This window comes from Parapedobacter indicus, from assembly GCF_900113765.1.
Lineage (GTDB): Bacteria > Bacteroidota > Bacteroidia > Sphingobacteriales > Sphingobacteriaceae > Parapedobacter > Parapedobacter indicus.
In genome coordinates, this window is the sequence record NZ_FOQO01000004.1 from 40,516 (window position 1) to 63,548 (window position 23,033).

Consider the following 23,033-nt stretch of genomic DNA (forward strand, 5'->3'; position numbering starts at 1 on the left):
GGCGTAAAAAACTTTGTGATCTTTATGCTAAACGCGTAATTTGCGGCAATGGATAACAAAACGATCGCAAAAACCATCAGGCGATATGCCCAGCTGATGGAACTACACGGAGAGAATGCATTTCGAACCAAAGCCATTGCGGCCGCGGCCTTTAAATTGGATAAACTGCCTTTTCGGATTACGCCGGAATCGCTCGAAAAGCTCAGTGAAGTACCAGGCGTCGGAAAGAGTACGGCCGATAAGATTTCGGCGCTGCTTGCCACCGGGTCATTTCCCGAACTGGAGCGACTGCTAACTGCCACTCCAGCGGGGATACGAGAAATGCTAACCATCAAGGGGCTCGGCCCTAAAAAAATCCAAGTAATCTGGCGGGAGCTCGGTATCGAAACCGTGGGCGAGTTGTTTTATGCCTGTAACGAAAACCGCCTGATTGAGGCTAAAGGATTCGGCTTCAAAACCCAGGAGGAGATCAAGAAAGCCATTGAGTTTGCGATTGCCAATCAAGGCTGGTTTCTCTATGCCAACGTGGAGAAACTTGCAGATGAAATCATGTTTTCTCTGCAAAATCTGTTGCCCAACGACAGAAAAATTTCCTATACGGGTGATTTCCGTCGCAAGTGTGAAGTCCTTCAATCGGTGGATCTATTGATTGAAGCCTCACTTCATGAACTCACCGCGGCCCTTGTAACCCTAACAGGGCTTTCTATCCAGTCGCCGACCAACTCCCAGCCACTGGAAGCACGTACGGATACGGGTATACTTTTCCGATTCATCCCTACTGATCCAAGATCATTTTATAGGCAATTGGTCATTTCGACAGGTTCGGACGAACATTTGCGGCTGTTGGAGGATCGACTGACGGAATCCCAGTTGCCAGAATTTGATTCAGAGGAGGCGATTTACCGATCATTGAAGCTTGCATACATCGAACCGGAACTCCGTGAAGGTACAAATGAACTCGCACTGGCGGAAACGGGCACCCTCCCTACCCTTGTCAATTACACGGACCTCCGCGGCGCACTTCACAACCACAGCACGTATAGTGATGGTGTCAATACGTTGGAAGAAATGGCTTTGTATTGCCGAGACGAATTGCGTCTGGAATACTTAGGCATAAGCGACCACTCCAAAACAGCCATATATGCCAAGGGGTTGACCATTGAACGCGTACAGGAGCAGTGGGCTGAAATTGACGCGCTCAACGCCCGCCTGGCTCCTTTCTATATCTTCAAGGGCATCGAATCCGATATTTTGAGCGACGGTTCGTTGGATTATCCCGACGAGGTCCTCGCCGGATTCGACTTTGTGGTGGCATCGATCCACGCCAATCTCCGGATGGATATCGAGAAAGCGACCGCGCGACTGCTTCGCGCCATTGAAAACCCCTATACCACCATCCTGGGCCATCCTACCGGACGGTTATTGCTCAGCCGGTCGGGATATCCCATCGATTATGCGCGCGTGATAGATGCTTGTGCGGCAAATGGCGTTGCCATTGAAATTAATGCAAATCCACTGCGGTTGGACTTAGACTGGCGATGGCATCGGTATGCGGTTGAAAAAGGTATTTTGCTGTCCATCAATCCCGATGCCCACCGCAACAGCGGATTCCAGGATATGCAATACGGCGTACATGTAGCCCGAAAGGGTGGCCTTACTGCCGGTAATTGCCTCAATACCTTTCCATTGGAACGGATAAAGGAGTATTTCCATCGTCAACGCTCATAACCCATGAAACGACTGCTTCTTTTATTCCTCTTCCTATCGTTAACCATCACCGGTTACAGCCAATTACTGAAAGCTCGTGAAATTTTCAGCCGGGCCGACTCGTTGCGCGGGCAATTGACTCCGTTACGCACCTGTTACGATATCAATTATTACCACCTCGATGTGCGCGTGAATCCCGATGAACGCTATATCAGTGGTTCCAACCGCTTCGAGTTTACAGCGGTCGACGATTTTTCACGGTTGCAATTTGATCTGTTTGATAACCTTTCCATTGACAAGGTTGTATACCAAGGGCAGGAACTTCCTTTCAAACGCGAATACAATGCCGTGTTTATCGATTTTCCACAGACCATCCATAAAAGGCAGCGGGATTCTTTCACGGTTTATTATTCGGGGCACCCGGTACAGGCCAAGCGGGCACCGTGGGATGGCGGATTTGATTTCAAGAAAGATAGCAACGGCAAGCACTGGATCGCTACGGCTTGCCAGGGTTTGGGCGCAAGTGTATGGTGGCCCAATAAAGATCACTTGTCGGACGAGGTGGACAGCATGCTGATCAGCATCAGTGTTCCTACCGGCCTCACCAATGTGTCTAACGGCCGATTCAGAGGCAGCGAAGACCTCGGGGATGGCTATACGCGCTTTAACTGGTTTGTCAGCAATCCAATTAACAATTACAATGTGGCCGCTAACATTGGCGACTACGTCCATTTTGCCGATACCTTTCGTGGCGAAAAAGGTGTACTCGATCTCGATTATTGGGTACTCCGTGAGAATGCGGCCAAAGCAAAGCCGCATTTCGATGCCAATGTTAAACCCATGTTACGTGCCTTTGAGTACTGGTTTGGCCCCTATCCCTTCTACGCCGACGGCTACAAACTCGTCGAAACCGCCCACCTCGGCATGGAGCATCAAAGTGCCATTGCCTACGGCAACAAATACCAAAACGGCTACTTAGGCAGGGACGGCTCGGGCACCGGCTGGGGAAACAAGTGGGATTTCATCATCATCCACGAATCGGGCCATGAATGGTTCGGAAACAACCTAACAGCCGCCGATCTTGCGGATATGTGGATCCATGAAAGTTTCACCAACTATTCCGAGGCACTTTACATTGACTATCACTATGGCAAACGGGCCGGCCAGGAGTATATACATGGAAACCGCGGCGGCATCCAGAATCTTGCGCCGCTTGTCGGCAGCTATGGCGTCAACCACGAAGGTTCTGCCGATATGTATAACAAAGGGGGGGTGCTGCATAACATGGTACGTACTATCATTGACGATGATGAAAAATGGCGACAGCTATTGCGCGGATTGAATAGGCAATTTTATCACAAGACGGTTAGCTATCAAGACATCGTAGACTATATCAGCAAGCAATCGGACCGAAACTTCGCGCCGATGTTTGCCCAATATGTGCGTCACCCGAACATCCCCACCCTAGAGTTCTATTTCCATCCCGATGGAAAGGCCTATTGCCGATGGATTGCCGATGAATCTGACTTTGACATGCCCGTACGTATCCGAATTAAAGGCGATAAGTATCGTTTCATCTACCCCAAACGCCATCTTACGGCCATTGATATACCCGGACTGACGCGCAACAACCTGGAGGTTGACACGTTCAACTTTTACATCGGTGTACTCGTCGAATAACGACTATCACCTCGATAACACAGCCTTGCGGTTGTCAAGCGTATATACCCGATTGATGAACGTGCTGAATTCCGCATATTGGTCCGCCGGGAAAGTACCTTCGTGGAGGAGGAACTTCCGATGGTACGTAAGCTGATTTCCTGTTTGCTCAACCGTAGCGTGATATTGGCCGAAAGGACTATCGATTGTCTCCTCCCAACTTCCCGAAACCAATGTACAGCCGCCGGGCAAAGTGAAAACGATATGATCTTCATCAAGGTATCCCCTATTGATGTAAACTGGTAGCATCCGGTTCTTCAGCACCGGGATGGTATTGCGACGGTTGAACACGTTTGCGATGAGGAATACCTGCTCATTGTTGGCAGGCGCATAACCCGCCAATGTAACATCAAAAGTTTCCGTCAGGGTCGGTATATCCAATTCCCCTTTCCGGTAAGCGATGTTGTGGAAGCCGATGTGATCGATATCGTAGGTATCTTTCAGGAGATTCATCTGTTCAATATTGCTGCTTTCGGCAATTTCGAGGTGGTTGTCATACTGAGCAGCAGCAAATTCCGTTGTCACGGTCCCGATAAGCATACCGTCATCCTTCAGCGTTAATGTGGCTTGGCGCCGTTGGAGATTCGCCTCCTCCGCGTAGCGTGGCGTCCGCAGGAGTTTGCCTCCCTGCTGTGTACATGCAAGCACCGTCCTGTCGTCAGTAAATGAACCCAAAAAACCAAAGGGTGTGCGTTGACTGGTGCATTCCAACCAGGTAGTATCGTTTTCGAATGGCAAGCATAGGATAACATGGTTGCCTTGCTCCATTCCTGCAAAATCGGGCTGCATGTCACGCTTGGCACTTCCCGCCTCCACTACGCAATAGTAGGAAGAGATTCCTACCACATTCAGGAGCGCCTGCATGTAGTTGACCAGTCCCTTACAATCGCCATATCCAAGCCTGTCCACTTCGCTTGCCGCTGTGGGTTTGAAGCCGCCGATACCGATCTGGACACTGACGTACCTTGTTTTCCGCTGAAGATACGCATATAGGGTTCGTGCTTTTTCCTTATCGGATGCCTTATCGGCTACCAATTGCCTGACTTCCTGAATGGTACTTTCGGGGAGTGTCAATCCATCAGCCAAAAGCGCTTTGTGAACCCAACGGCCCAACTCGGACCAATCGGCATACTGCCCCCGGTGTTTATAATAAACAAAATCGACCGGAGCAACCCGCACCCAAATACAATAAGTATCCGGATTGGGACTATAAGGTTCCTGTCGTCGTGCCACAAGGTTGGATACCTCCCACGTCAGGGCTTTCCGGCCATCAAGATCCTCTGAAATGGGTTCACCCCCGTAATTCATGGCCTTGATACGCACCTTGTCGGCTGCCTCGCATAGGAACGTGTACCGACTATGCTCAACCGAAACATCCGGATAAGCATCTGGTCGCCAAATCGGTATGATCAGATTTTGCTTCAGTTCCAATTCATATTCGTATTCCACCGTATACGGATAGTGGGTCACCGCGGGAAGGAAATGTTTCATCCTGCTATCTTCATACAATGAGAAACTGCTCACCGCACTTTCATCCATGAAATCGCGGTGTGTGAATTTGCCGGTCTGGAAACCGTTGGCGTCAAACACCCGTCCAGCGATACGCTTTATTACTGTACTTTTGTCGTAGTGAATAACCAGTCTGGCCTTGCCCTCACCGCCTTTGTTGAAGACCGTAATAGCCTGCTTTACATGGTAGTTCACTTTGGTGGGCGCCTGCATGTCGACGACGATGGTTTCATGCCGCACTACCGCATCTGCCCGGGCTTTGAGCGCCGTGGGAATGTCGGCGATGGCATAATCGGATTGCGCTTGATTCCCGTAAGTGGCGATCACTGTCGCCATCATCACGATGCAACCTATTATCCTCATTTTCCGTTGGTTTTACTGAGCATCACATCAATTTTCTCTTGCCGGATGATCCGGCCGAAAAGTTCTTTCAATGCAAAATAACTTTCGGGTGGATAAGTGGTGTGGTTAAGCGTCAGTAGTTGCGAAAACGAGAATGTATCGCCGACCAGTTGCGTTTGCGTGACATACCTGCCGCCGTTATCTTCCAAAGTCAGGTTAGAATCGTCAGGTTTCGATTTCAACACATAGCCGTGGGGCAGCTTAATCGTCATGACCACGCGATCCTCGCGCACTGCTCCTATGTCTACGGGATAAGTGCGCTCATCCAGGTTGAATGGGTTTTTGCCGATCCGGTTGAGAAAAAATGGATTGAAGAAAACTGTTTCTGAAGCTAGGCTATCATACAATTTCATCTCCACCTCATACCGCTCCGTCAACGGTACGTCTACGTCTTCCCTTCCGTCGATCTCGCCAGCAAGCATATCGAAACCGATAAGCTGTTCATTTCTATGCTCCATATATTCTTCCACCGTGGTATATTCTGCAAGTTCCCGCCGTTTGCGATGCGCTGCGTAGCCAAGGCTTTGGATTAGCAATCGTCCCTTAAGCATTCCGTTCGGAAATAACTCTGCCATCAGTGTATATCGGACGATCGATTTCTGCGACGAGGTAAGCGCAATCCAATAGGAAGGTTTCTTGAGGTTAATCACGCGGGCCTTTCCATTGATGCAATGCAGGGGAAGCAGACCGAACGGCAGTAATGGATCGGTGGCATCCAACAGGTAATAGCTGTCCCCGATGTTCACCTTAGCCACTACATAGTTGAAATTAGTCAAGACCGGATGGACATCATTGACCAAGCCGTTATCACGTGTCGATAGGATGACCGCTTCGGCATCCAACCCCGCGGCGCTCAATCCGGCAATCAGCGCGAGGTTGATGTCGCCTATGTTTCCAGACCGCTCTTCAAGTGCTTCCTTGATGCCATTTTCACTATACTTGCCTAAGTAGCGGTTCCATTTGATATGCTGCTGAATATAGCGGTAAAGCGCTTTTGCTTTTCCGAGGTCGTCCGCCGCTCCTTTCAGGATTTCCGGCAGCAGCGATTTGAACACATTGTCGCGTTTCATTTGACTTCCAAAGCTGGCGTCGGTTGCTAACTCGCGGTCTACGTTCCGCCATTCCTTGGTGATTTTCAGGTTAGCTCCATTAAGTCGATACACATCAGATAGCTCAAAATAAATAGCTGATTTAAAATTACTTGCAGCTGTCATGTAATCTTCCGATACGAAAGCCGGAATATGTTGCATTCCATAGGTCATGTGCGAGCAATCGATATCTCGGCCTGCAATTCGGAAGGCACCCCGGTCCAGCTTGGCATCCTGCGTAGTTAGCTTATAGGGGCCGCGCAATGTCACGTTGTAGGTGTACATACCTGGTATAATCGCTTCGAACTGGCTGTTGATTTTGGGGATATCATCCTGGAACTGCCACGTCTTGAAATTGAAAATATACGGAGATACCAATCGATAGCTGTATTCGATGATGCTTCCGTCTTGCAAATCGGGGAAAGTGAATTTCGTGTGCGTGACGTATTTACTTACATTTTCCTTGTAAATGCGGGCCTTATCCAAGGGTATGGAAACGATACGTCCATCCACGATATTGATGGTTACGGCCTTAATTTCCAACAACGCATCTGTTCGCCCACCACTTTCGTCCCTATAGGTCGGCAACTCGATATCCGCGTATCGATATCCGTCCCGATTGAATAGTTTGATACGCACATGATAGTCTACGATCAACTCGGTATAGCCCCTTGTATCGTTATACGCCATGTATGCTTTGCCGTATTCATTCAGTACTGCCGCATTGGAAAAGCTATCCAGATCGTTTTTGACAAGTTTGTTGTCTTCCGGTGTGATCGAACCGAATGCAAAATCTTGCGCTACCAGGCACCAGGGAAGCAAAACGAAAGAGATAAAGGCTAAGTAGGATTTTAACATGTCAGGAATAAATCAATTGTTGCTGGCTAAAGTTATCAGTTTTTTTGGTAGGTTTGCACCTAATTTAAAAATCTTATCATATTTTGCCGGATGGGCTTATTTAACTGGTTTACACAAGAAGTTGCTATTGATTTGGGGACCGCCAACACGCTTATTATCCATAATGACAAGGTGGTAGTGGACGAACCTTCCATTGTTGCGTTTGACCGTACCACCAACAAGGTCATCGCGATCGGCCGGCAGGCCATGCAAATGGAAGGCAAGACACACGACAATATCCGTACGGTGCGGCCGCTGAAAGACGGTGTGATTGCCGACTTTAACGCTGCCGAACACATGATCCGGGGTATGATTAAGATGGTCAACAATGGCAAGGGTTGGTTTTTCCCTTCCCTGCGCATGGTTATCTGTATCCCTTCGGGCATCACAGAGGTGGAGAAACGGGCCGTTCGCGACTCGGCAGAGATAGCAGGTGCCAAAGAAGTATACCTGGTGCATGAACCGATGGCTGCGGCGGTAGGTATCGGTATCGATGTAGAAGAACCCATGGGCAATATGGTTATTGATATTGGCGGTGGTACCACCGAAATCGCGGTTATTGCCCTTTCGGGAATTGTGTGTGACCAATCGATCCGTGTAGCTGGAGATAATTTCGATTCGGACATTGTCCAATATATCCGTCGGCAACACAACATCATGATTGGCGATCGTACAGCAGAGAAAATTAAGATAGAAGTTGGGTCGGCGTTACCGGAATTGCAGGATCCGCCTGCCGATTTTGCGGTGCAAGGCCGGGATTTGATGACAGGAGTACCTAAACAGATCACCGTTTCTTATACTGAGATTGCACATTGCTTGGATAAATCCATTTCCAAAATCGAGGAAGCAATTCTAAAAGCGCTGGAAATCACGCCACCTGAGCTTTCGGCCGACATTTACCAAACCGGCATCTACCTGACTGGCGGCGGAGCGCTGTTACGCGGTTTGGACAAACGTATTCAGGCCAAAACCAAATTACCTGTGCATGTTGCCGAAGATCCGTTGCGCGCCGTAGTGCGTGGTACCGGTATCGCCTTGAAAAACATCGGTACGTTCAAATTTTTGATGCAGTAATTAGGTCCGAAAGACGGAAAGTAAGAAAATTCGGCACGGGCTGACGTAAAACACTTCGCTCATTGCGAATAATATCGGGTTATGAAGAACCTTTGGCTAATTCTTACTAGATATAATGCGTTTTTTTTGTTTATCGTGTTTTTTGGTTTTGCCTACTACCTGGTTGTCCAAAACAACACGTTTCAACGGGCATCAGCGGTAAATACTTCCAATCAACTCGTTGGCGCTGCTTACGCAAAAATCAATGGGTGGAAAAGTTACCTCCACCTTAGTGAAGACAATGCGCTGTTGGCGGAAGAAAATGCACGGCTCAAGGAGCAATTGCAACGGGTGATGGCCCCCGACAGCTTGGCACAGGGCACGGTAGTGGATTCCATAGAAAATGTGCAATACCATTACATCGTGGCCAAGGTGACCAACAACAGCATCCACCAGAAAAACAATTACATCACGTTGGATAAAGGGCGTGTACATGGCATCCAAAAAGGCATGGGTGTTATATCGGCCAGCGGAATCGTAGGCATTGTTCTCAATGTGTCTGACCATTTTTCCACAGTCCAGTCGCTGCTGCATAGCGAAACCCGGGTCAGCGCAGCATTGGAAGACAGCAAGGCTTTCGGATCCATGACATGGGGAGAGGGCTACGATGCCCGCGTCGGGATGCTGAAAGACATCCCCAACCATGTGAAAGTTAGAAAGGGTGAAGCGGTCTTAACCTCCGGGTTTTCTCTCTTTCCTCCCGGCATTCCCATTGGCAAGGTAATTGAAACAGGCATATCGGGCGGCGACAGTTTCTTGGACATTAAGGTTGAGCTAAGCACTCCATTTCATAATCTCCAGCACGTTTACGTTGTTGACGACCTCTTAGCCGGCGAGCGTACCGAGTTGGAATCCCAAAACGAGAACAATGGCTAAAATTTTTGTATATAATGCTGTCCGTTTCCTTGTTTTGGTTATTTTGCAGGTATTCTTATTCAAGAATATCGGCTATTACAATTTAGCCACTCCCTTTCCTTACATCCTGTTTATTCTGCTCCTTCCCGTCGGTATCCCCAATTTTCTACTATACTGCATTGCCTTTTCCACCGGCATCACCGTAGATGCATTTTACGATACGCTGGGCGTCAATGCCGCCGCGTGTGTTGCATTAGCATGGGCACGTATCATTTTCGTCCGTATCACGCTGCAAACCGATCATTATGAAAGTTATTTGACCCCCCTGTGGGGCAATGTGCCATTCCGGTGGTATTTCTTGTACGTATCCGTAATTACCTTGTTCCACCATGCCGTCCTGTTCATGATGGAGACCTTTTCTTTCCATCAATTCCATTACACCGTCGTCCGTGTCTTATTAAGTTGTATATTTACGGTCGTTATCATTTTATTGTTCAGTTTGCTGTTTTATCGAAAAAAGCAGCGTTAACACTACCGGGAAAGTCTACTGTGGGTAAATGAATAGTTTTTTTGAGCGGAAGTACATTATTCAAGGCGTTTTTATTGCGGTGGCAATTGTTATTGCTGCTAGGCTTTTTTACCTGCAACTGATCGATGAGTCGTACCTGCTGTCGGCCAATAACAACGTACTGAGAAAGATGGTCATTTACCCCGCCCGGGGCGTCATTCTTGACCGCAATGGGCAGGTGCTTGTCCAGAACGAACCCGTTTATGACCTGTTGGTAACGCCACGGGAGGTGAAAGACATTGATACGGCATTATTGTGTGAGCTGGTAGGGATCGACAAAGCAGGCTTCGACCGTCGGATGGCAACCGCACGCAGCTATTCTCCCTATAAGGCATCTCAGTTTGAAAAGCAGATACCTTCCACCGCTTATGCCAAGTTACAGGAACACCTCTATAAATTCCGAGGATTTTATGTGCAGAACCGCACGGTGCGCAGCTACCCGGATAGCATTGCTGCTCAATTTCTAGGCTATATCCAGGAAGTCAATGACCGCGATATCGAACGATCCAAGGGCTTCTACCGGCCGGGCGACTACATTGGCGCCAGTGGCGTGGAAAGCGCCTACGAAGAGCTATTACGGGGCCAGCGGGGGGTAAAGAACGTAATGGTGGATGCCTTCAACCGGCCGCAGGGCGTTTTTGCCGATGGCAAATATGACACATTGGCCGTGGCGGGAGACGGATTGGTTTCGTCGTTGGACAAAGATTTACAAATCCTTGCCGAAAAGCTGATGCGCAACAAAATCGGCAGTGTTGTTGCCATTGAACCTTCTACAGGTGAAATCCTGACATTTGTAAGCAGTCCGAGTTACGACCCGAACATGATGGTGGGCCGCGAGCGCGGAAACAACTACATGAAACTGTTGTATGATCCCCATAAACCGATGTTTATCCGTCCCATACAAGCGCAGTATCCTCCGGGATCTGTCTTTAAGGTAGTCAGTGCCCTAACTGCCCAACAGGCCGGTTTGATCGATCAGCATACCGTATTCAACTGCCCCGGCGGCTATCGTTACGGCGGTGGCCGGGCGATTATGCGCTGTACGCACGTAGACGGTCCCATTCCATTAATTACCGCCATTCAGCGTTCGTGCAACACCTACTTCGGTTATACCTATGCCCGGATGATCGATCATCGCGGAATGCCGACCAGCGAAGCGTATACCCTGTGGCGGGAGGCTTCCATGAAGTTCGGTATTGGGCATGCCTTGGGAATTGACTTACCCGGTGAAAAAAGTGGGCTTCTGCCTACGTCGGATTTCTATACCAAACGTTATGGAAATGCAAAATGGGGCTCCGGCTATAACATATCACTGTCTATTGGTCAAGGTGAAATGGGCATAACCCCCTTACAGATGGCCAACATTATGGCGATTGTAGCCAACCGGGGTTTCTATTACCGGCCGCACCTCATTAAGGGAATTGGCGAAAAGAAAATTGTCAAACCCGAATTTACCGAAAAAATTTCCGCCGGTGTTGATGAAAAATATTATGAACCCGTGGTCGAAGGGTTGAGCCGGGCAGTGAATGTGCCTGGGGGCACGGGATACGCTGTTCGGATTGCAGACATCGAAATGTGCGGAAAGACGGGAACAGCGCAAAACCCGCACGGAGCCGACCATGCCGTTTTCTTTGCATTTGCACCCCGGGAAAACCCGAAGATAGCCATTGCGGTGGTTGTGGAAAATGCAGGATACGGCGGAGTATGGGCCGGCCCCATTGCCAGTATGCTGGTTGAGCAATACCTCAAAGACACCATTACACTTCCAAAGTACATTCAGGACCGCATCCATAATGCCGACCTGTTACCCAAGCCGAAGGTTGAAAAGCCGAAGGAAACGGTTCGAACAGCGCCACAGCGGGATCCGATGCCACCCAGGAAACCCGACGAAGACGTTCAATTTATTCACCACAGTCTAGTAGCAATAAACCGATATGACTAACCACCCCCGACATCGATTATTTGGAGGTGACGTTGATTGGTTCACCGTACTATTGTGGTTTTCACTGTGTATTATTGGTTGGTTTAACATCCATGCTGCTGTATTTGATCCGGAATATCCGAGCTTATTCAACCTGAACACCAACTATGGCAAGCAGTCTATCTACATTTTTTCGGCGATGATCCTGGCGATTACCATTCTCATCGTGGATGCGAAATTTTACAGCTCCATCTCGCCTATCTTATACGCCATCACGATCTTACTACTGATTACCGTACTCATTGTTGGGCGCAACGTTGGCGGCAATCAGGCATGGATACCGATTGGCTCTTTCAGGTTGCAGCCTTCCGAGTTTGCTAAACTGGCTACTTGTCTGCTTCTGGCGCGGTATCTCAGCGCACAAAGTACAAAGAGCCCTAATCTCAAAAATCTATTTTTGGGTGCAATCATCATTTTTTTACCGGTCATCCTGGTATTAATGCAGCCAGATACCGGATCCGCATTAGCATTTTTCGCGCTGGTGTTCGTTTTCTATCGCGAAGGCTACATCTCGGGAGCGTGGATGTTGTTTGGTGCACTGGCCATTCTGCTATTTGTACTTGCACTGGCCTTCAATCCATGGATTGTCGTGTTAACCTTGGCCGCAATCTGTGGACTGGCTATCTATTATTTCCGGAAAAAGATTAAAATTATTATTAATGTTGTCATCTTGTTTGCACTGTCTACCATCTATGTTTTCAGTGTCGAATTTGCGTATAAAAATGTATTGCAATCGCATCAACGGAACCGTATTGATGTCATATTAGGAAAAATAGATGATCCACGCGGGGAAGGATACAACCTCAATCAATCCATGATTGCCATTGGCTCAGGGCAGTTTTGGGGTAAGGGCTACCTACAGGGCACGCAAACAAAATACAATTTTGTGCCTGAACAAAGCACTGATTTTATCTTTTGCACCATCGGAGAGGAATGGGGATTCGTGGGTTGTATGGTGGTCATTGGTATTTACCTGACGCTGTTACTGCGCATTATCAATATTGCCGAACGTCAACGTACGGCTTTTGCCCGTATTTACGCTTACGGAGTGGCCTGCATCCTGTTTTTTCACTTTGCCATCAATATTGGTATGACCATCGGTATCGTGCCAATTATTGGTATTCCCCTGCCCTTCATCAGCTACGGAGGATCGTCTTTATGGAGCTTCACTATTCTCCTGTTTATTATGATTAAGTTTGATTCAAATCGGAAGGGAATTGTTTAGTTACCAAATGCGCGGCCCTGCAAGGGTCGCAGGGCACTACGCAAATGGCTGCACACATGAATGACAACAAATTTAAGAGATTAATAATAAAATCCTAAATTTTTTGAAATTTTTTTATTGATCTTTCCCAATCGCTTATAAATCTTCTTGTTCATTTACCGGAACATCCCGAATAAAGTCGTCATAGAACGGATTATCTTGATCGGAATAAGTGCCGTAAGCGTTGAGTAGGTAACCTTTTTGGCCGTCGTCAGCCCGAATGGCATAAATGACAGACATATCTGCCGGATCGGATTCACCTTCAAATCGGTACACCTTGATAATCGTCAGTGAAGACGGCTGGTACACCGTAGGTTGTCCTTCAAAGTACGCGCCCTCGCTCTTAATAATTAGCTCCCGACCGTATTCTTTTTCTCGAAGACGTTCCAATACAACAGATAGCGGGGTCATGGATCTCGATGTGCTCATAATATCTCTTTTTTCTTACTAAACAAGAGATCCCTTGTAATGTTTACAAAGACGAGCGTATGAGCTGCCGGATCTTTACGCCCGCAAGGCCTGCGAATCCGCTTACGGGCGCGACCACCAATGTGGCAAGGATCACTACCAGAGCAATAGCCGGCATATCCGCTAAGGCAGGAACTCCGGCGGTAAAAATGCCCGCCACCCGAGCCGTCAGATCCGTATCGGCCCCTATGTGCAGGTAAACGGAATAACCCACCCAAAGGGTGACGCCCGCGAATGCCGAGGTCCAAAATGCAGCACTCGGTTTCTGGGGTAAGCAGAAGCAAATGACAAAGCTAACCGGAGCGATTGTCCACCACGGTCCGAAATAGGAGAATGCCCCTCCAAGCAAGAGAATTAAGATATACAGCATGGCTATTGATTTTTAGGTTTCAATGAAGTACGGTGCAGTAGCCTCTCCGATTGCTCGTCCACACGTTTCATAAACAACAATGTATCCAATTGACCAGCCGCCCAGCGGTCTATCATATTGTCATAATATTTACTTCCTGGGTTGCCCGATTGTCCGCCGGGATATAAACCGTATGCCACCGGCCAATCGGTATCCAGCTGTACCACCATGCGCCATGACGGACCATGTGTGCGCGAGGTTGCATTAACAACGCCGCTTCCTCCCCCATTTAATATATTTTTGCGGCCAAACGACGTAAAATTAGGAACGAGGTGCGCAATGCGGGTTTGCTTGACGTTGGCCCAGGCCCAGGTACGTGCCGATAATTCGCCAAAGCGTTCGCGCAATTTTGCCATAGCTGTTTTAAAGCTTCCGTGAACAATGTCGTCGATAGTCTCGATTGTATCCGGCGTATCCACCCGGTCAAACCACTTAGCCCCGGGTTCGTTGTTGATGAGTTCAAACGTACGGTCCAAACTCGGATATAGTAGACGTTTTTCTGCCGGAAACTCATCACCCCATATTCCCCTGAGCAGATCGTCCAGCCAGTTTTCAAAAATAGACGCCCCCACGGCGTCGGCATCGTTGCGGTAATTCCATCGTGCGAGCGCAGCGTATTCCGCCGACTGCCTGATGGAATCATTCAAGGCTAATGAAGTCAATAGGCGGGGTAATATGCGCCGTGCATCCACATTGTAATTGTCGTTCTGCAATACGCGCAGACTATCTGCAGTAGCGTGCATCATGGCATCCAATCGCTCATTGATGCGTATTGCCCGGCTGGAGTGCGCAAAACGCCAGTCGAGGTAATAAGGATACGTAGTGTCCGCAGGAAATTGGTTGGCCGAGCTAACGAATCCCCTGGGCGGGTTTTTCACCCCCGGATTTTGCTCCCGGGGAATCCACCCTTGCCAATCGTGCGCCCCGAGGGTACCGTCCAGCAGGTATTTTCCCTGCTCCTTCCATTTCAAAGGCAATTTTCCATTCGATACGATTGCAATATCTCCCCCATTGCTCGAAAACACAAAATTCTGCGCTGGGGCGGTAAAGTAGGTTAATGCTTCGCGATAGTCTTCATAGTCCGTCGCGCGGTTTAAGTAGTGAAAAGTTAACAGATCCGCACCGTCGGTTTCGTTGGCGATCCACCGCATGGCATACCCTACGGGGATGTTTGACGAGTAGTTAGTAGACCGCTTTTCGTGGTAAACGATAGGTCCCTGATGCGTGTAGTACAAGGTATCTAGCACCTTGGAGCCATCTTTCATCCGATAGGTTTCAATATACCGGGTTGTCGGCTTCCACTGTCCATCGTGCCAATAGGTACGCAACGTGGCATCACGGAATCGGATTCGATAGAAATCCATTACATCGGACCCGGTGTTGGTTACTCCCCAGGCAACATCTTTATTAAATCCGATGATGATGGCCGGTGTGCCAGGCAGGGCAACGCCATATACATTTTCATTGGGAGACGACAGCTGCATCTGATACCAAATGGAAGGCAGCGTGAGTTGGAGGTGCGGATCATTGGCTAAAATAGGCAAACCGGTGGCCGACTTGCGCCCGCCCACAGCCCAGTTATTACTTCCAACTTCTGGACGTGGCTCAGGCACGTGAAAAGCCAGCAAGGTAGTATCCGGGGGGGCTGCCACCACATTAGGTGCTGCAGGCACGGCCAATGGCGAAAATGCCCATGGAGTTCCTTGAGGTACGATGGGCGACTCGATGGCCGGATAGTCCGGAAAAAGGTCGGCCATGACATCCGGACCATATTCAGTCAGCACATTGGTAAGGCGGTAATCGTAACTTCCCCCGCTCAACGTGTGGCGCATGTTCATCAACATCAGAATGGATTTATACGGCGACCAACGCTCGGGCTTGTAGTTGAGCAGCTTGTATTCCACCGGAAGATCTCTCGCTGCCAATTGGTCAATATACGCATTTACTCCGGCGGCATAGGCTGTCAATATCCTGTTGGCAACGGTATCGTTTTTCAGCTTTTCGGTAATATTAGCTGCAGTCCGCGCCATTCCGATGCGTCGGTTGTACCGATCGTATTCCAGCGCGCCTGGCCCGACCACTTCCGTGAGCCTTCCTGCAGCTACCAACGAATAAAACTCCATTTGCCAAAGACGGTCCTTTGCGATGACGTATCCCTGTGCAAAGTAAAGGTCATCGTCATTCTGTGCAAAAATATGTGGAACGGCGTTGTCGTCGTACCATACGGTGACCGCTCCGCGTAATCCCGCCAATACGATTTCCCCATCGCGGATACCCGAACCTTGTTCCGCATTCTGAAGAAATCCAACGAAGGGGTTAAACAGTTTACCGAGCGGAGGGATTACTCCCCATGAGCGGTGGAACATATACATCAGCATCAGCGCAACTAACAAGGGCCAAAGGTGTCTGACTAACTTCATATTTAGGTGTTTTGTTTAAAAGGTCGCAATGCATTTCAAACTTAAGGAAACGCGGCGACATCCACAAATCTGCCCGCAAATTTAGTAAGCTACGACGTTGAAATACAATGATGAGTAGCTATAAGCATATTAAGTCTACCAATTTTATATATATTTGCGACTTCAAATGTGATAAAGATATGGCGATTACCTTTCGGAAATGTTTGACAGCAACATCGCTTATCGTATTCGTATTGCTCAGTATTCTTCAAGAGGGATGCGCGCCCAAAAACTCGTCCGGTTGGGATCCGGAGAAAGGACTTCAGGGTACGCTCAGTATATCGGGTGCTTTTGCGCTTTATCCGCTGGTGGTACTATGGAGCGAGCAGTTTAAAGAGGTTCATCCCCACGTACGATTCAATATTTCGGCAGGAGGCGCGGGCAAGGGTATTGCGGATGCCTTGACCGGCATGGTCGACATCGGTTTGGTATCTAGAGACATACACCAACAGGAATTTGAGCGAGGCGGCTACGTTATCCACGTAGCACGAGATGCCGTTGTCGCGACGGTCAGTGATCAGAACCCGAACCTGGGCTTCCTTCTTCGGCAGGGGATCAAGCAAGATGAATTCAGGCGGCTTTTTGTAGACGGAACTGCCGCCGCGTGGAACCAGATCAATCCGTCGTTTTCCGATGACGATCTGCATGTATATGTTCGTTCGGACGCTGCCGGTGCGGCGGAAACCTGGGCTGCTTACTTAGGCCACTCACAGGAAGACCTCAAAGGTATCGGGATTTTCGGCGATCCCGGCATGGCCGAAGCCATTCAGAAAAATCCGCATGCCATCGGATTCAACAACATCAACTATGTATACAATATTAAAACCGGTAAGCAGTTCCCGGGGATCCGTGTGGTGCCCATCGACCTGAATGGTGACGGCACACTCGCGCCCGATGAGAATTTCTACGATAACCTTGACAGCCTGACAAATGCGGTAGCAACGGGGAAGTACCCCTCTCCCCCTTCGCGCAACCTGTCCTTTCTGGTAAAGGGCAAGCCGAAAGATACAGTCCTTATTGAGTTTATTAAATTCGTACTTACCCACGAATCCCAATCTCTGTTATTGGAAAACGGCTATATTCCCCTGAATGAAGAACAACTATTGGAAGAACGTACAAAACTGAACTAAGTTGAATTTTAGGATAGTAAAAGACAAGCTGATAGCCAATGTGATGTTGATCCTCTCGATCTCATCGGTGTCGTTTGTTTTTCTTATTGGCATCGGTCTATACCTTCGGGCGGCACCGTTATTCGAAGAGCACACCTTGCTTTCTCTATTCCGTGGGAGCAATTGGGCGCCCTCCAAAAACCAGTTTGGATTTTATCCATTTATTATGGGCACGCTATCGGTTACACTGATTGCCATCGTGGTTGCGTTGCCCCTATGTCTTCTGACAGCCATCTACCTAACTGAATATGCCAAGCCGGGCATCCGGAAGGTCATGTTGCCTTTAATGAATATTCTTGCCGGCATTCCCCCTGTGATATACGGTGTATGGGGAATTTTCTTTGTGGTACCTATTGTACGTGAATACATTGCACCGCAGTTTATGGAGTATTCCAGCGGCTATACAGTACTTACGGGGGGCGTCGTGTTGGCGGTCATGATATTTCCCATCCTGGTGAGCATTGTTTCCGAAGTACTGAGCACCATTCCGAAGGAGTTGAAAGATGCTTCACTTTCTTTGGGAGCCACCAAGTGGGAGACCATCAAAAAAGTCGTCGTAAAGCGTGCCCGTCCCGGCATTGTGGCGGCCATGGTGCTGGCTGTTTCCAGAGCCTTTGGTGAAACCATTGCCGTTTTGATGGTGTGCGGGAACGTACCGGTGGCACCCACGTCGGTATTCGACGGGGGCTATCCGCTGCCCGCGCTGATTGCCAATAATTTCGGAGAGATGATGTCCATACCCTTGTATGACTCCGCGCTGATGTTTGCCGCCCTATTACTGTTTGTCATCATTTTCCTTTTTAACCTGATTTCACGTATCATTCTCAATCGCATCGAACACAAATACAGCTCGTAATGGGTATCAAAAGAAGAAAAGCCGAAGAAACGATTTTTAAGATACTGATGGTAATGGCGTGCCTAATTGTGGGGTCCAGTTTATTTTTGATTGTAGGTACCATTGTGGTCAAGGGTGTTCCATATCTTACCTGGGACATGGTATCCAAGGCTCCGCAGGGAGGTTTTTACATCGGCAAAGAAGGCGGGGTACTTAATGCGATCATCGGATCTTTGTATGTAGCTGGGGGTGCTACGGTATTGGGATTACTCATTAGCATCCCTATTTCTATTTACCTCAATATTTACCTGAAAGGTGGAAGCCTATTGAGTAAATCGGCCAAACTGGCTTACGACGTACTCTTTGGCATCCCTTCCATCGTATACGGTGCCTTTGCATTCAGCATCATGATCTGGCTGGGCGTTCGAGCATCCCTGTTAGGTGGTGTCATCGCCGTCACGTTGCTCATTATTCCAATTTTGGTTCGCACGCTTGACGAGGTGATTGCTACGGTACCCAGGGAGTTAAAACATGCAGCTTTATCGCTGGGTGCCACGCGGTGGGAAACGGCGCGGGTAATCCTACGACAGATTAAGCCGGGTATTTATACTGCCGTTTTATTATCGTTTGGCCGGGGGATTGGTGATGTCGCGGCCGTGCTGTTTACAGCCGGTTTCAGTGACAACATTCCGATATACATCGATGAGCCAGCAGCCACATTACCCTTAGCGATCTTTTTCCAACTGAGCAGCCCGATACCCGAAGTACAGGGACGTGCATATGCATCGGCGCTTATACTCACCCTGATCATCCTGGTGATTGTTATCGTATCCCATATTCTGGCAACTAAACATAAACACAAACTATAAGCATGACGCAGCATCCACTTATCCGTGTCAAGGACCTGAATGTGCATATTGACGGACACCATATCCTGAAGAATATCAACATCAGTATTCCGGACAAGAGCGTGACCTCCATCATCGGCCCTTCGGGATGCGGCAAAACTACGCTACTGAAAACATTCAACCGACTGCTGGATGATACGGCCAATGTAACGGTATCAGGCAGTGTGTTGGTAGACGATGAAGATATCTATGCGCCCGAGGCCGAGGTGACCCATATCCGCAAGAAGATGGGATTGCTATCGCAGCGTCCCTATCCCCTTCCCATGTCAATTTATGACAACGTAGCTTATGGTCCGAGAATACACGGCACACGGGATAAAAGCACGCTGGATTCAATCGTCGAAAAACAATTGAAGGACACCGGTTTGTGGGATGAAGTGAAAGACCGCTTGCATGGTCCGGCGAACAGGCTTTCCATTGGACAGCAACAGCGGTTATGCCTGGCCCGCGGATTGGCGGTGAAGCCTGAAATTATCCTCGGCGACGAGTCAACATCGGCACTGGATCCAGTATCGACGCACACCATTGAAGATTTATTTGTTCGACTAAAAGCGCAGTACACCATTGTACTGGTTACTCACATTCTCCGGCAAGCACGCCGTATTTCGGATTACATCGTTTTTGTGTACATGGGCGAAATTGTCGAGTTCGGTCCTACGGATGAAGTGTTGCTCCATCCCAAAGAGGAGCTTACCCGTCAGTATGTGAAGGGGTTTATCAGTTGAAGAAGTCAGAAGCCTGATTCAAGTTTTACATCGATTTTGTTGAGAAAGTCCGTATTGAACTCAGCAAGAATAAGAAATAGTTTATTGTGATTCCTGAAAAGTCAGGCAAAGTTTTTCGGCAATGGCCTCTACGGTAGTGCACTTTGTGAAAAGGATGTCAATATCCGAAAGCTGCGACATGGTTTGCAGCTGATGTGAATTTTCCCGGTCGATAAACAGCGCAATTTTTGCCTCCTCATGTTTTCTACGAAGTTGTTTGACGTACAACTTATCAGCCTCATTTAGCAGTAGGCGCTCTTCCAGTATTATGAGGTCGTAAGTGTGTTGATCTTGGTTCAGTTCTTCTTCCAATTCGTGTTGGTCCAGAGCGTTGGCGGTTGATTCAGGGAGGTAATGCCGTACGATTTCAAGAAAGGCAAGCTGCTCAATTACAAAGTCGTCAATAATTAATACCCTAAGTCCCTTTCTGGTATGTGATATGGCAGCGACATATCGGGTGATCGTATCTGAAAACATGATCTGTTGTTCTTTTTAGTGCTTGATGTTTCAATTTTATTATCATTTTCATGGGTTATGACGTGTTTGTTTACACCAGGTAAGTTCGTTGTATCGCTCGTTGAGCTTAGGGAACCGTTCCTGCAGAATATAGGTGGTGATGCCGCTGTGGTTGCTAATCTGAAAACCCAGCTGGCCGGGGATGAAAAAAGGCGTCGCGGCCTTATAGACTACGATCGTATTAAGCAATTCTTTCAATTTCGCTCTTCCCTCATCGTTCGTTTTCCGGCCGTAATAATCGGAAAAATCAAAAAACAAGCGATGGTTTCGGTATCGATCGAAGTGCTGAATTTCGGGCAGGTTATCCTCTGGTACATGCTCGGTTGCGTATTGATTAGCCCAGTTTGCCAGCAGGGAGAGGCCTGATGTGCTGACCACGGTAACGGTGGCCGAGCGATAGTCTCCGGACTGTGCATTCCAAAAGTCAAAATAAGCCTTAGCAAATCCAGCGAGGTCGGGTTGTGGCTGATATAGCAGCGATAGTGCCTCCGAGTAGACCGGCAGGAAGCCGGGTGACACGATTTCCGCGGAGGATGAGAGGATGTAATCGGTTTTATCTTTGAGTTCATAGAGCACCTCAATGCCGGCCATGAAGCAGGCTTCAAAGGCGATAAAATCAAAAAAATGGTCGGGAATTACGGCAGCAAACTCGCTAAGGCTTAGTTCGTCTGAACCATCCATAGCGATGGTATAGGTTCGAATGGGAGTGATTCCCATTTGCCGGACAGTCGATTCGGGCCGAAGAAGGGCACCTCTCGGCAGCCAGCCTGAAGCATGGGAAAATAGGATCAGTCCGTAGGAATCTGCAGGAAATAAGCTTTGCACGTCGCCCAATACCTGCTGGAACGTTTCGCCGGTTGCGCTATTTTGCTCGGAATAGGTTTTGGTGGTACGGATCTGATTTTCTCCGTTTTCGTCGGTATAGATCTCCAGCAACTCTGGCGATTCATTGCGGGTATCCTTGTAGATCACGAGGTGATCGTCGCCACCGGGAAAACCGACGCGTAAGGCTTCGATTTTGTCGTCAGATTCTGAGTATAGGCTGTTATCGGCTCCCAAATAGTATACGATGGTGCGGTTTGGTGGGGCAGGTTCGGGTTTGATGGGATTTTCTTTGCTGCAAGCCAATACGGAAAGCAACGACCAAATCATCAAAGTAAGTTTTAATGCCGCCGTAGTTCTATTTGGGAGAAGATTGAACATGATTAGCTATCTAATGAGTTTCATCAATCGCGGTAATAGTGTAATTTATTCCTCTGCCACCAGTAGAGACGATTTCTGTTCGCCTTTGGGATGGGGGTTTGATTAAGCGGCGTTCAAAAAAATAGTTTGGTCGTGTCCCACTCCCTCCCCAGTATAAAAACAAATTCGGTAATGATGGCTGTTCAAATGCATCATCTTCATGGTCCTCTGGTGATCCTGAATTATCTGCGCCCGTAATATTTATAACATAATGATGGTTGCGAAGTAAAGGTATTAAATTATTAGCCGCATCCTTAAAATCTATACGATAGAAACATGGCGTAGATACATCTGCATTATAATAGCCCCCTATTACTAATGCTGTGGCTGTAGGATCTGGATTTGCGGTTCCTGCAGTTGCTTCAAAAAGATAAATTTCTCTTTCTAATTTATTCCCGCTTACTTCATATTTGAGCGTACTGTTATTAGGTAGACCTAAACTTACAGGCAGACTCGGCTCATTATTTTCAAACTTATTCTTGTCTGGCATAATCAGTCCACTGCTTTTACTATTATAAACATGTACCTCTGTAAGCGTAAAAATTCCGATCAATTGATCGGCTACTACATCTACACGTACAATACTACGCAATAAATCGATTTCTTCCGTGTGGATCATTGGAACATTCATGCCTGAAATAAGATCTGTCTCACCCCACATGGGCAGTGGAGTAAAAGGTCCTCCTTCTATTTTGGCCTGCCATTTATCGGAATGCTCATAGATTAGATGCTTCTGCAGGCTTTCTTTAGTTTCTCCTAGATTAATACCATAAGTATCCAATTGCTGACGTGCATTAACCAGGATAACGAGCCTATATTCATTGCCTGTGTCTTCATCTCGGCGTAAGCTTGCTGTCAACTCTGCTTTGTCATTGTTAGGCGGTGGTAAAGGAACTACAATACCTGTGGCACGATAACTAAATCGTTCTTTACCATCTATATCTTTTTTAAATACTAATACGTCCACTTCCTCTATCAAATTCTCATCTACTTCATTAATAGTATACGTTTTTAGCCCACTTGGAAGCGTGGGTAATTTCAACGAAAGGGTTACAGACACTTCTTCCTTCTTAGGAACAATATCTTCATCATCCGATTTTTGGCAGGAGCCAAAGCAAATGAACATCGCTAGCATACACACCAAAAATGGTTTTAGGTTA

At 48.1% G+C, this 23,033-nt stretch carries 19 protein-coding genes; 11 read left to right on the forward strand and 8 right to left on the reverse strand.

Annotated features, from left to right (window positions below; translation table 11 throughout):
* Positions 1-48 precede the first annotated feature (48 nt).
* Both BMZ56_RS09245 and BMZ56_RS09250 read left to right on the forward strand, forming a co-directional pair.
* Positions 49-1,728, forward strand: coding sequence for a DNA polymerase/3'-5' exonuclease PolX (locus tag BMZ56_RS09245; protein WP_090626311.1), 1,680 nt, complete (start codon positions 49-51; stop codon positions 1,726-1,728).
* A 3-nt stretch (positions 1,729-1,731) separates the two neighbouring features.
* Positions 1,732-3,387: a M1 family metallopeptidase gene (locus BMZ56_RS09250; protein WP_090626312.1), complete on the forward strand. Its 1,656-nt coding sequence runs from the start codon at positions 1,732-1,734 to the stop codon at positions 3,385-3,387.
* Between the two features lie 6 nt (positions 3,388-3,393).
* On the opposite strand, the gene BMZ56_RS09255 is transcribed toward BMZ56_RS09250, so the two are convergent.
* Both BMZ56_RS09255 and BMZ56_RS09260 read right to left on the reverse strand, forming a co-directional pair.
* The gene (locus BMZ56_RS09255; RefSeq protein ID WP_245893152.1) at positions 3,394-5,298 is read right to left on the reverse strand and encodes a DUF3858 domain-containing protein; all 1,905 of its coding nucleotides are present in this window, start codon (positions 5,296-5,298) and stop codon (positions 3,394-3,396) included.
* The gene (locus BMZ56_RS09260) at positions 5,295-7,283 is read right to left on the reverse strand and encodes a transglutaminase family protein (protein WP_090626314.1); all 1,989 of its coding nucleotides are present in this window, start codon (positions 7,281-7,283) and stop codon (positions 5,295-5,297) included. The genes BMZ56_RS09255 and BMZ56_RS09260 overlap by 4 nt, the downstream gene beginning before the upstream one ends.
* A 90-nt stretch (positions 7,284-7,373) precedes the next feature.
* Here BMZ56_RS09260 and BMZ56_RS09265 point away from each other — a divergent pair, with 90 nt between their 5' ends.
* From BMZ56_RS09265 to rodA, 5 genes are all read left to right on the forward strand, one after another.
* Positions 7,374-8,396 (forward strand): rod shape-determining protein, encoded by a 1,023-nt coding sequence (locus BMZ56_RS09265; RefSeq protein ID WP_090626315.1) that lies wholly within the window; start codon positions 7,374-7,376, stop codon positions 8,394-8,396.
* Between the two features lie 81 nt (positions 8,397-8,477).
* On the forward strand, positions 8,478-9,311 hold the full coding sequence (gene mreC, locus BMZ56_RS09270; RefSeq protein ID WP_090626316.1) for a rod shape-determining protein MreC: 834 nt from the start codon (positions 8,478-8,480) through the stop codon (positions 9,309-9,311).
* The gene (locus BMZ56_RS09275; protein WP_090626317.1) at positions 9,304-9,819 is read left to right on the forward strand and encodes a rod shape-determining protein MreD; all 516 of its coding nucleotides are present in this window, start codon (positions 9,304-9,306) and stop codon (positions 9,817-9,819) included. Before mreC ends, BMZ56_RS09275 begins: the two co-directional genes overlap by 8 nt.
* Before the next feature lie 28 nt (positions 9,820-9,847).
* Positions 9,848-11,800: a penicillin-binding protein 2 gene (mrdA, locus tag BMZ56_RS09280; protein WP_090626318.1), complete on the forward strand. Its 1,953-nt coding sequence runs from the start codon at positions 9,848-9,850 to the stop codon at positions 11,798-11,800.
* A complete protein-coding gene (rodA, locus tag BMZ56_RS09285; RefSeq protein WP_090626319.1) occupies positions 11,793-13,064 on the forward strand; it encodes a rod shape-determining protein RodA in 1,272 nt (423 codons plus the stop codon). Before mrdA ends, rodA begins: the two co-directional genes overlap by 8 nt.
* Before the next feature lie 135 nt (positions 13,065-13,199).
* Here the strand turns inward: rodA and BMZ56_RS09290 are convergent, their stop codons facing one another.
* Genes BMZ56_RS09290 through BMZ56_RS09300 form a run of 3 tightly spaced genes read right to left on the reverse strand, consistent with a single transcriptional unit; the run spans position 13,200 to position 16,400 of the window.
* Positions 13,200-13,532 (reverse strand): hypothetical protein, encoded by a 333-nt coding sequence (locus BMZ56_RS09290; RefSeq protein WP_143072891.1) that lies wholly within the window; start codon positions 13,530-13,532, stop codon positions 13,200-13,202.
* A 43-nt stretch (positions 13,533-13,575) separates the two neighbouring features.
* The gene (locus BMZ56_RS09295) at positions 13,576-13,941 is read right to left on the reverse strand and encodes a hypothetical protein (RefSeq protein WP_090626321.1); all 366 of its coding nucleotides are present in this window, start codon (positions 13,939-13,941) and stop codon (positions 13,576-13,578) included.
* 2 nt (positions 13,942-13,943) lie between these two features.
* Positions 13,944-16,400, reverse strand: coding sequence for a penicillin acylase family protein (locus tag BMZ56_RS09300; protein ID WP_090626322.1), 2,457 nt, complete (start codon positions 16,398-16,400; stop codon positions 13,944-13,946).
* A gap of 179 nt (positions 16,401-16,579) precedes the next feature.
* Between BMZ56_RS09300 and BMZ56_RS09305 the strand changes: the two genes are divergently transcribed.
* Genes BMZ56_RS09305 through BMZ56_RS09320 form a run of 4 tightly spaced genes read left to right on the forward strand, consistent with a single transcriptional unit; the run spans position 16,580 to position 20,076 of the window.
* Positions 16,580-17,569: a PstS family phosphate ABC transporter substrate-binding protein gene (locus tag BMZ56_RS09305; RefSeq protein ID WP_090626323.1), complete on the forward strand. Its 990-nt coding sequence runs from the start codon at positions 16,580-16,582 to the stop codon at positions 17,567-17,569.
* Between the two features lies 1 nt (position 17,570).
* Positions 17,571-18,464: a phosphate ABC transporter permease subunit PstC gene (pstC, locus tag BMZ56_RS09310; RefSeq protein WP_090626324.1), complete on the forward strand. Its 894-nt coding sequence runs from the start codon at positions 17,571-17,573 to the stop codon at positions 18,462-18,464.
* Complete coding sequence (locus BMZ56_RS09315; RefSeq protein WP_090626325.1) at positions 18,464-19,312, forward strand: PstA family ABC transporter permease; 849 nt, start codon at positions 18,464-18,466, stop codon at positions 19,310-19,312. Before pstC ends, BMZ56_RS09315 begins: the two co-directional genes overlap by 1 nt.
* A gap of 2 nt (positions 19,313-19,314) precedes the next feature.
* Positions 19,315-20,076: a phosphate ABC transporter ATP-binding protein gene (locus tag BMZ56_RS09320; RefSeq protein WP_090626326.1), complete on the forward strand. Its 762-nt coding sequence runs from the start codon at positions 19,315-19,317 to the stop codon at positions 20,074-20,076.
* A gap of 81 nt (positions 20,077-20,157) precedes the next feature.
* Here BMZ56_RS09320 and BMZ56_RS09325 read toward each other — a convergent pair whose 3' ends face one another.
* From BMZ56_RS09325 to BMZ56_RS09335, 3 genes are all read right to left on the reverse strand, one after another.
* Entirely contained in the window at positions 20,158-20,592 is a 435-nt protein-coding gene (locus tag BMZ56_RS09325) for a hypothetical protein (protein WP_090626327.1), read from the reverse strand.
* Positions 20,593-20,640: 48 nt separating this feature from the next.
* The gene (locus BMZ56_RS09330) at positions 20,641-21,783 is read right to left on the reverse strand and encodes a clostripain-related cysteine peptidase (protein WP_090626328.1); all 1,143 of its coding nucleotides are present in this window, start codon (positions 21,781-21,783) and stop codon (positions 20,641-20,643) included.
* Positions 21,784-21,844: 61 nt separating this feature from the next.
* Positions 21,845-23,008 carry a hypothetical protein gene (locus BMZ56_RS09335; protein WP_090626329.1) on the reverse strand — a complete coding sequence of 388 codons (1,164 nt, stop codon included), beginning with the start codon at positions 23,006-23,008 and terminating at the stop codon, positions 21,845-21,847.
* Positions 23,009-23,033 lie beyond the last annotated feature (25 nt).

What these genes read in the sequence shown, in the direction of transcription:
- mrdA (WP_090626318.1), top strand. Translation starts at nt 9,848, where the DNA reads ATGAATAGTTTTTTTGAGCGGAAGTACATTATTCAAGGCGTTTTTATT.
- BMZ56_RS09305 (WP_090626323.1), top strand. Translation starts at nt 16,580, where the DNA reads ATGGCGATTACCTTTCGGAAATGTTTGACAGCAACATCGCTTATCGTA.
- BMZ56_RS09325 (WP_090626327.1), bottom strand. Translation starts at nt 20,592, where the DNA reads ATGTTTTCAGATACGATCACCCGATATGTCGCTGCCATATCACATACC.
- BMZ56_RS09260 (WP_090626314.1), bottom strand. Translation starts at nt 7,283, where the DNA reads ATGTTAAAATCCTACTTAGCCTTTATCTCTTTCGTTTTGCTTCCCTGG.
- BMZ56_RS09300 (WP_090626322.1), bottom strand. Translation starts at nt 16,400, where the DNA reads ATGAAGTTAGTCAGACACCTTTGGCCCTTGTTAGTTGCGCTGATGCTG.
- BMZ56_RS09335 (WP_090626329.1), bottom strand. Translation starts at nt 23,008, where the DNA reads ATGCTAGCGATGTTCATTTGCTTTGGCTCCTGCCAAAAATCGGATGAT.
- BMZ56_RS09245 (WP_090626311.1), top strand. Translation starts at nt 49, where the DNA reads ATGGATAACAAAACGATCGCAAAAACCATCAGGCGATATGCCCAGCTG.
- BMZ56_RS09255 (WP_245893152.1), bottom strand. Translation starts at nt 5,298, where the DNA reads ATGAGGATAATAGGTTGCATCGTGATGATGGCGACAGTGATCGCCACT.
- mreC (WP_090626316.1), top strand. Translation starts at nt 8,478, where the DNA reads ATGAAGAACCTTTGGCTAATTCTTACTAGATATAATGCGTTTTTTTTG.
- BMZ56_RS09275 (WP_090626317.1), top strand. Translation starts at nt 9,304, where the DNA reads ATGGCTAAAATTTTTGTATATAATGCTGTCCGTTTCCTTGTTTTGGTT.
- BMZ56_RS09330 (WP_090626328.1), bottom strand. Translation starts at nt 21,783, where the DNA reads ATGATTTGGTCGTTGCTTTCCGTATTGGCTTGCAGCAAAGAAAATCCC.
- rodA (WP_090626319.1), top strand. Translation starts at nt 11,793, where the DNA reads ATGACTAACCACCCCCGACATCGATTATTTGGAGGTGACGTTGATTGG.
- BMZ56_RS09265 (WP_090626315.1), top strand. Translation starts at nt 7,374, where the DNA reads ATGGGCTTATTTAACTGGTTTACACAAGAAGTTGCTATTGATTTGGGG.
- BMZ56_RS09250 (WP_090626312.1), top strand. Translation starts at nt 1,732, where the DNA reads ATGAAACGACTGCTTCTTTTATTCCTCTTCCTATCGTTAACCATCACC.
- BMZ56_RS09290 (WP_143072891.1), bottom strand. Translation starts at nt 13,532, where the DNA reads ATGAGCACATCGAGATCCATGACCCCGCTATCTGTTGTATTGGAACGT.
- BMZ56_RS09295 (WP_090626321.1), bottom strand. Translation starts at nt 13,941, where the DNA reads ATGCTGTATATCTTAATTCTCTTGCTTGGAGGGGCATTCTCCTATTTC.
- BMZ56_RS09320 (WP_090626326.1), top strand. Translation starts at nt 19,315, where the DNA reads ATGACGCAGCATCCACTTATCCGTGTCAAGGACCTGAATGTGCATATT.
- BMZ56_RS09315 (WP_090626325.1), top strand. Translation starts at nt 18,464, where the DNA reads ATGGGTATCAAAAGAAGAAAAGCCGAAGAAACGATTTTTAAGATACTG.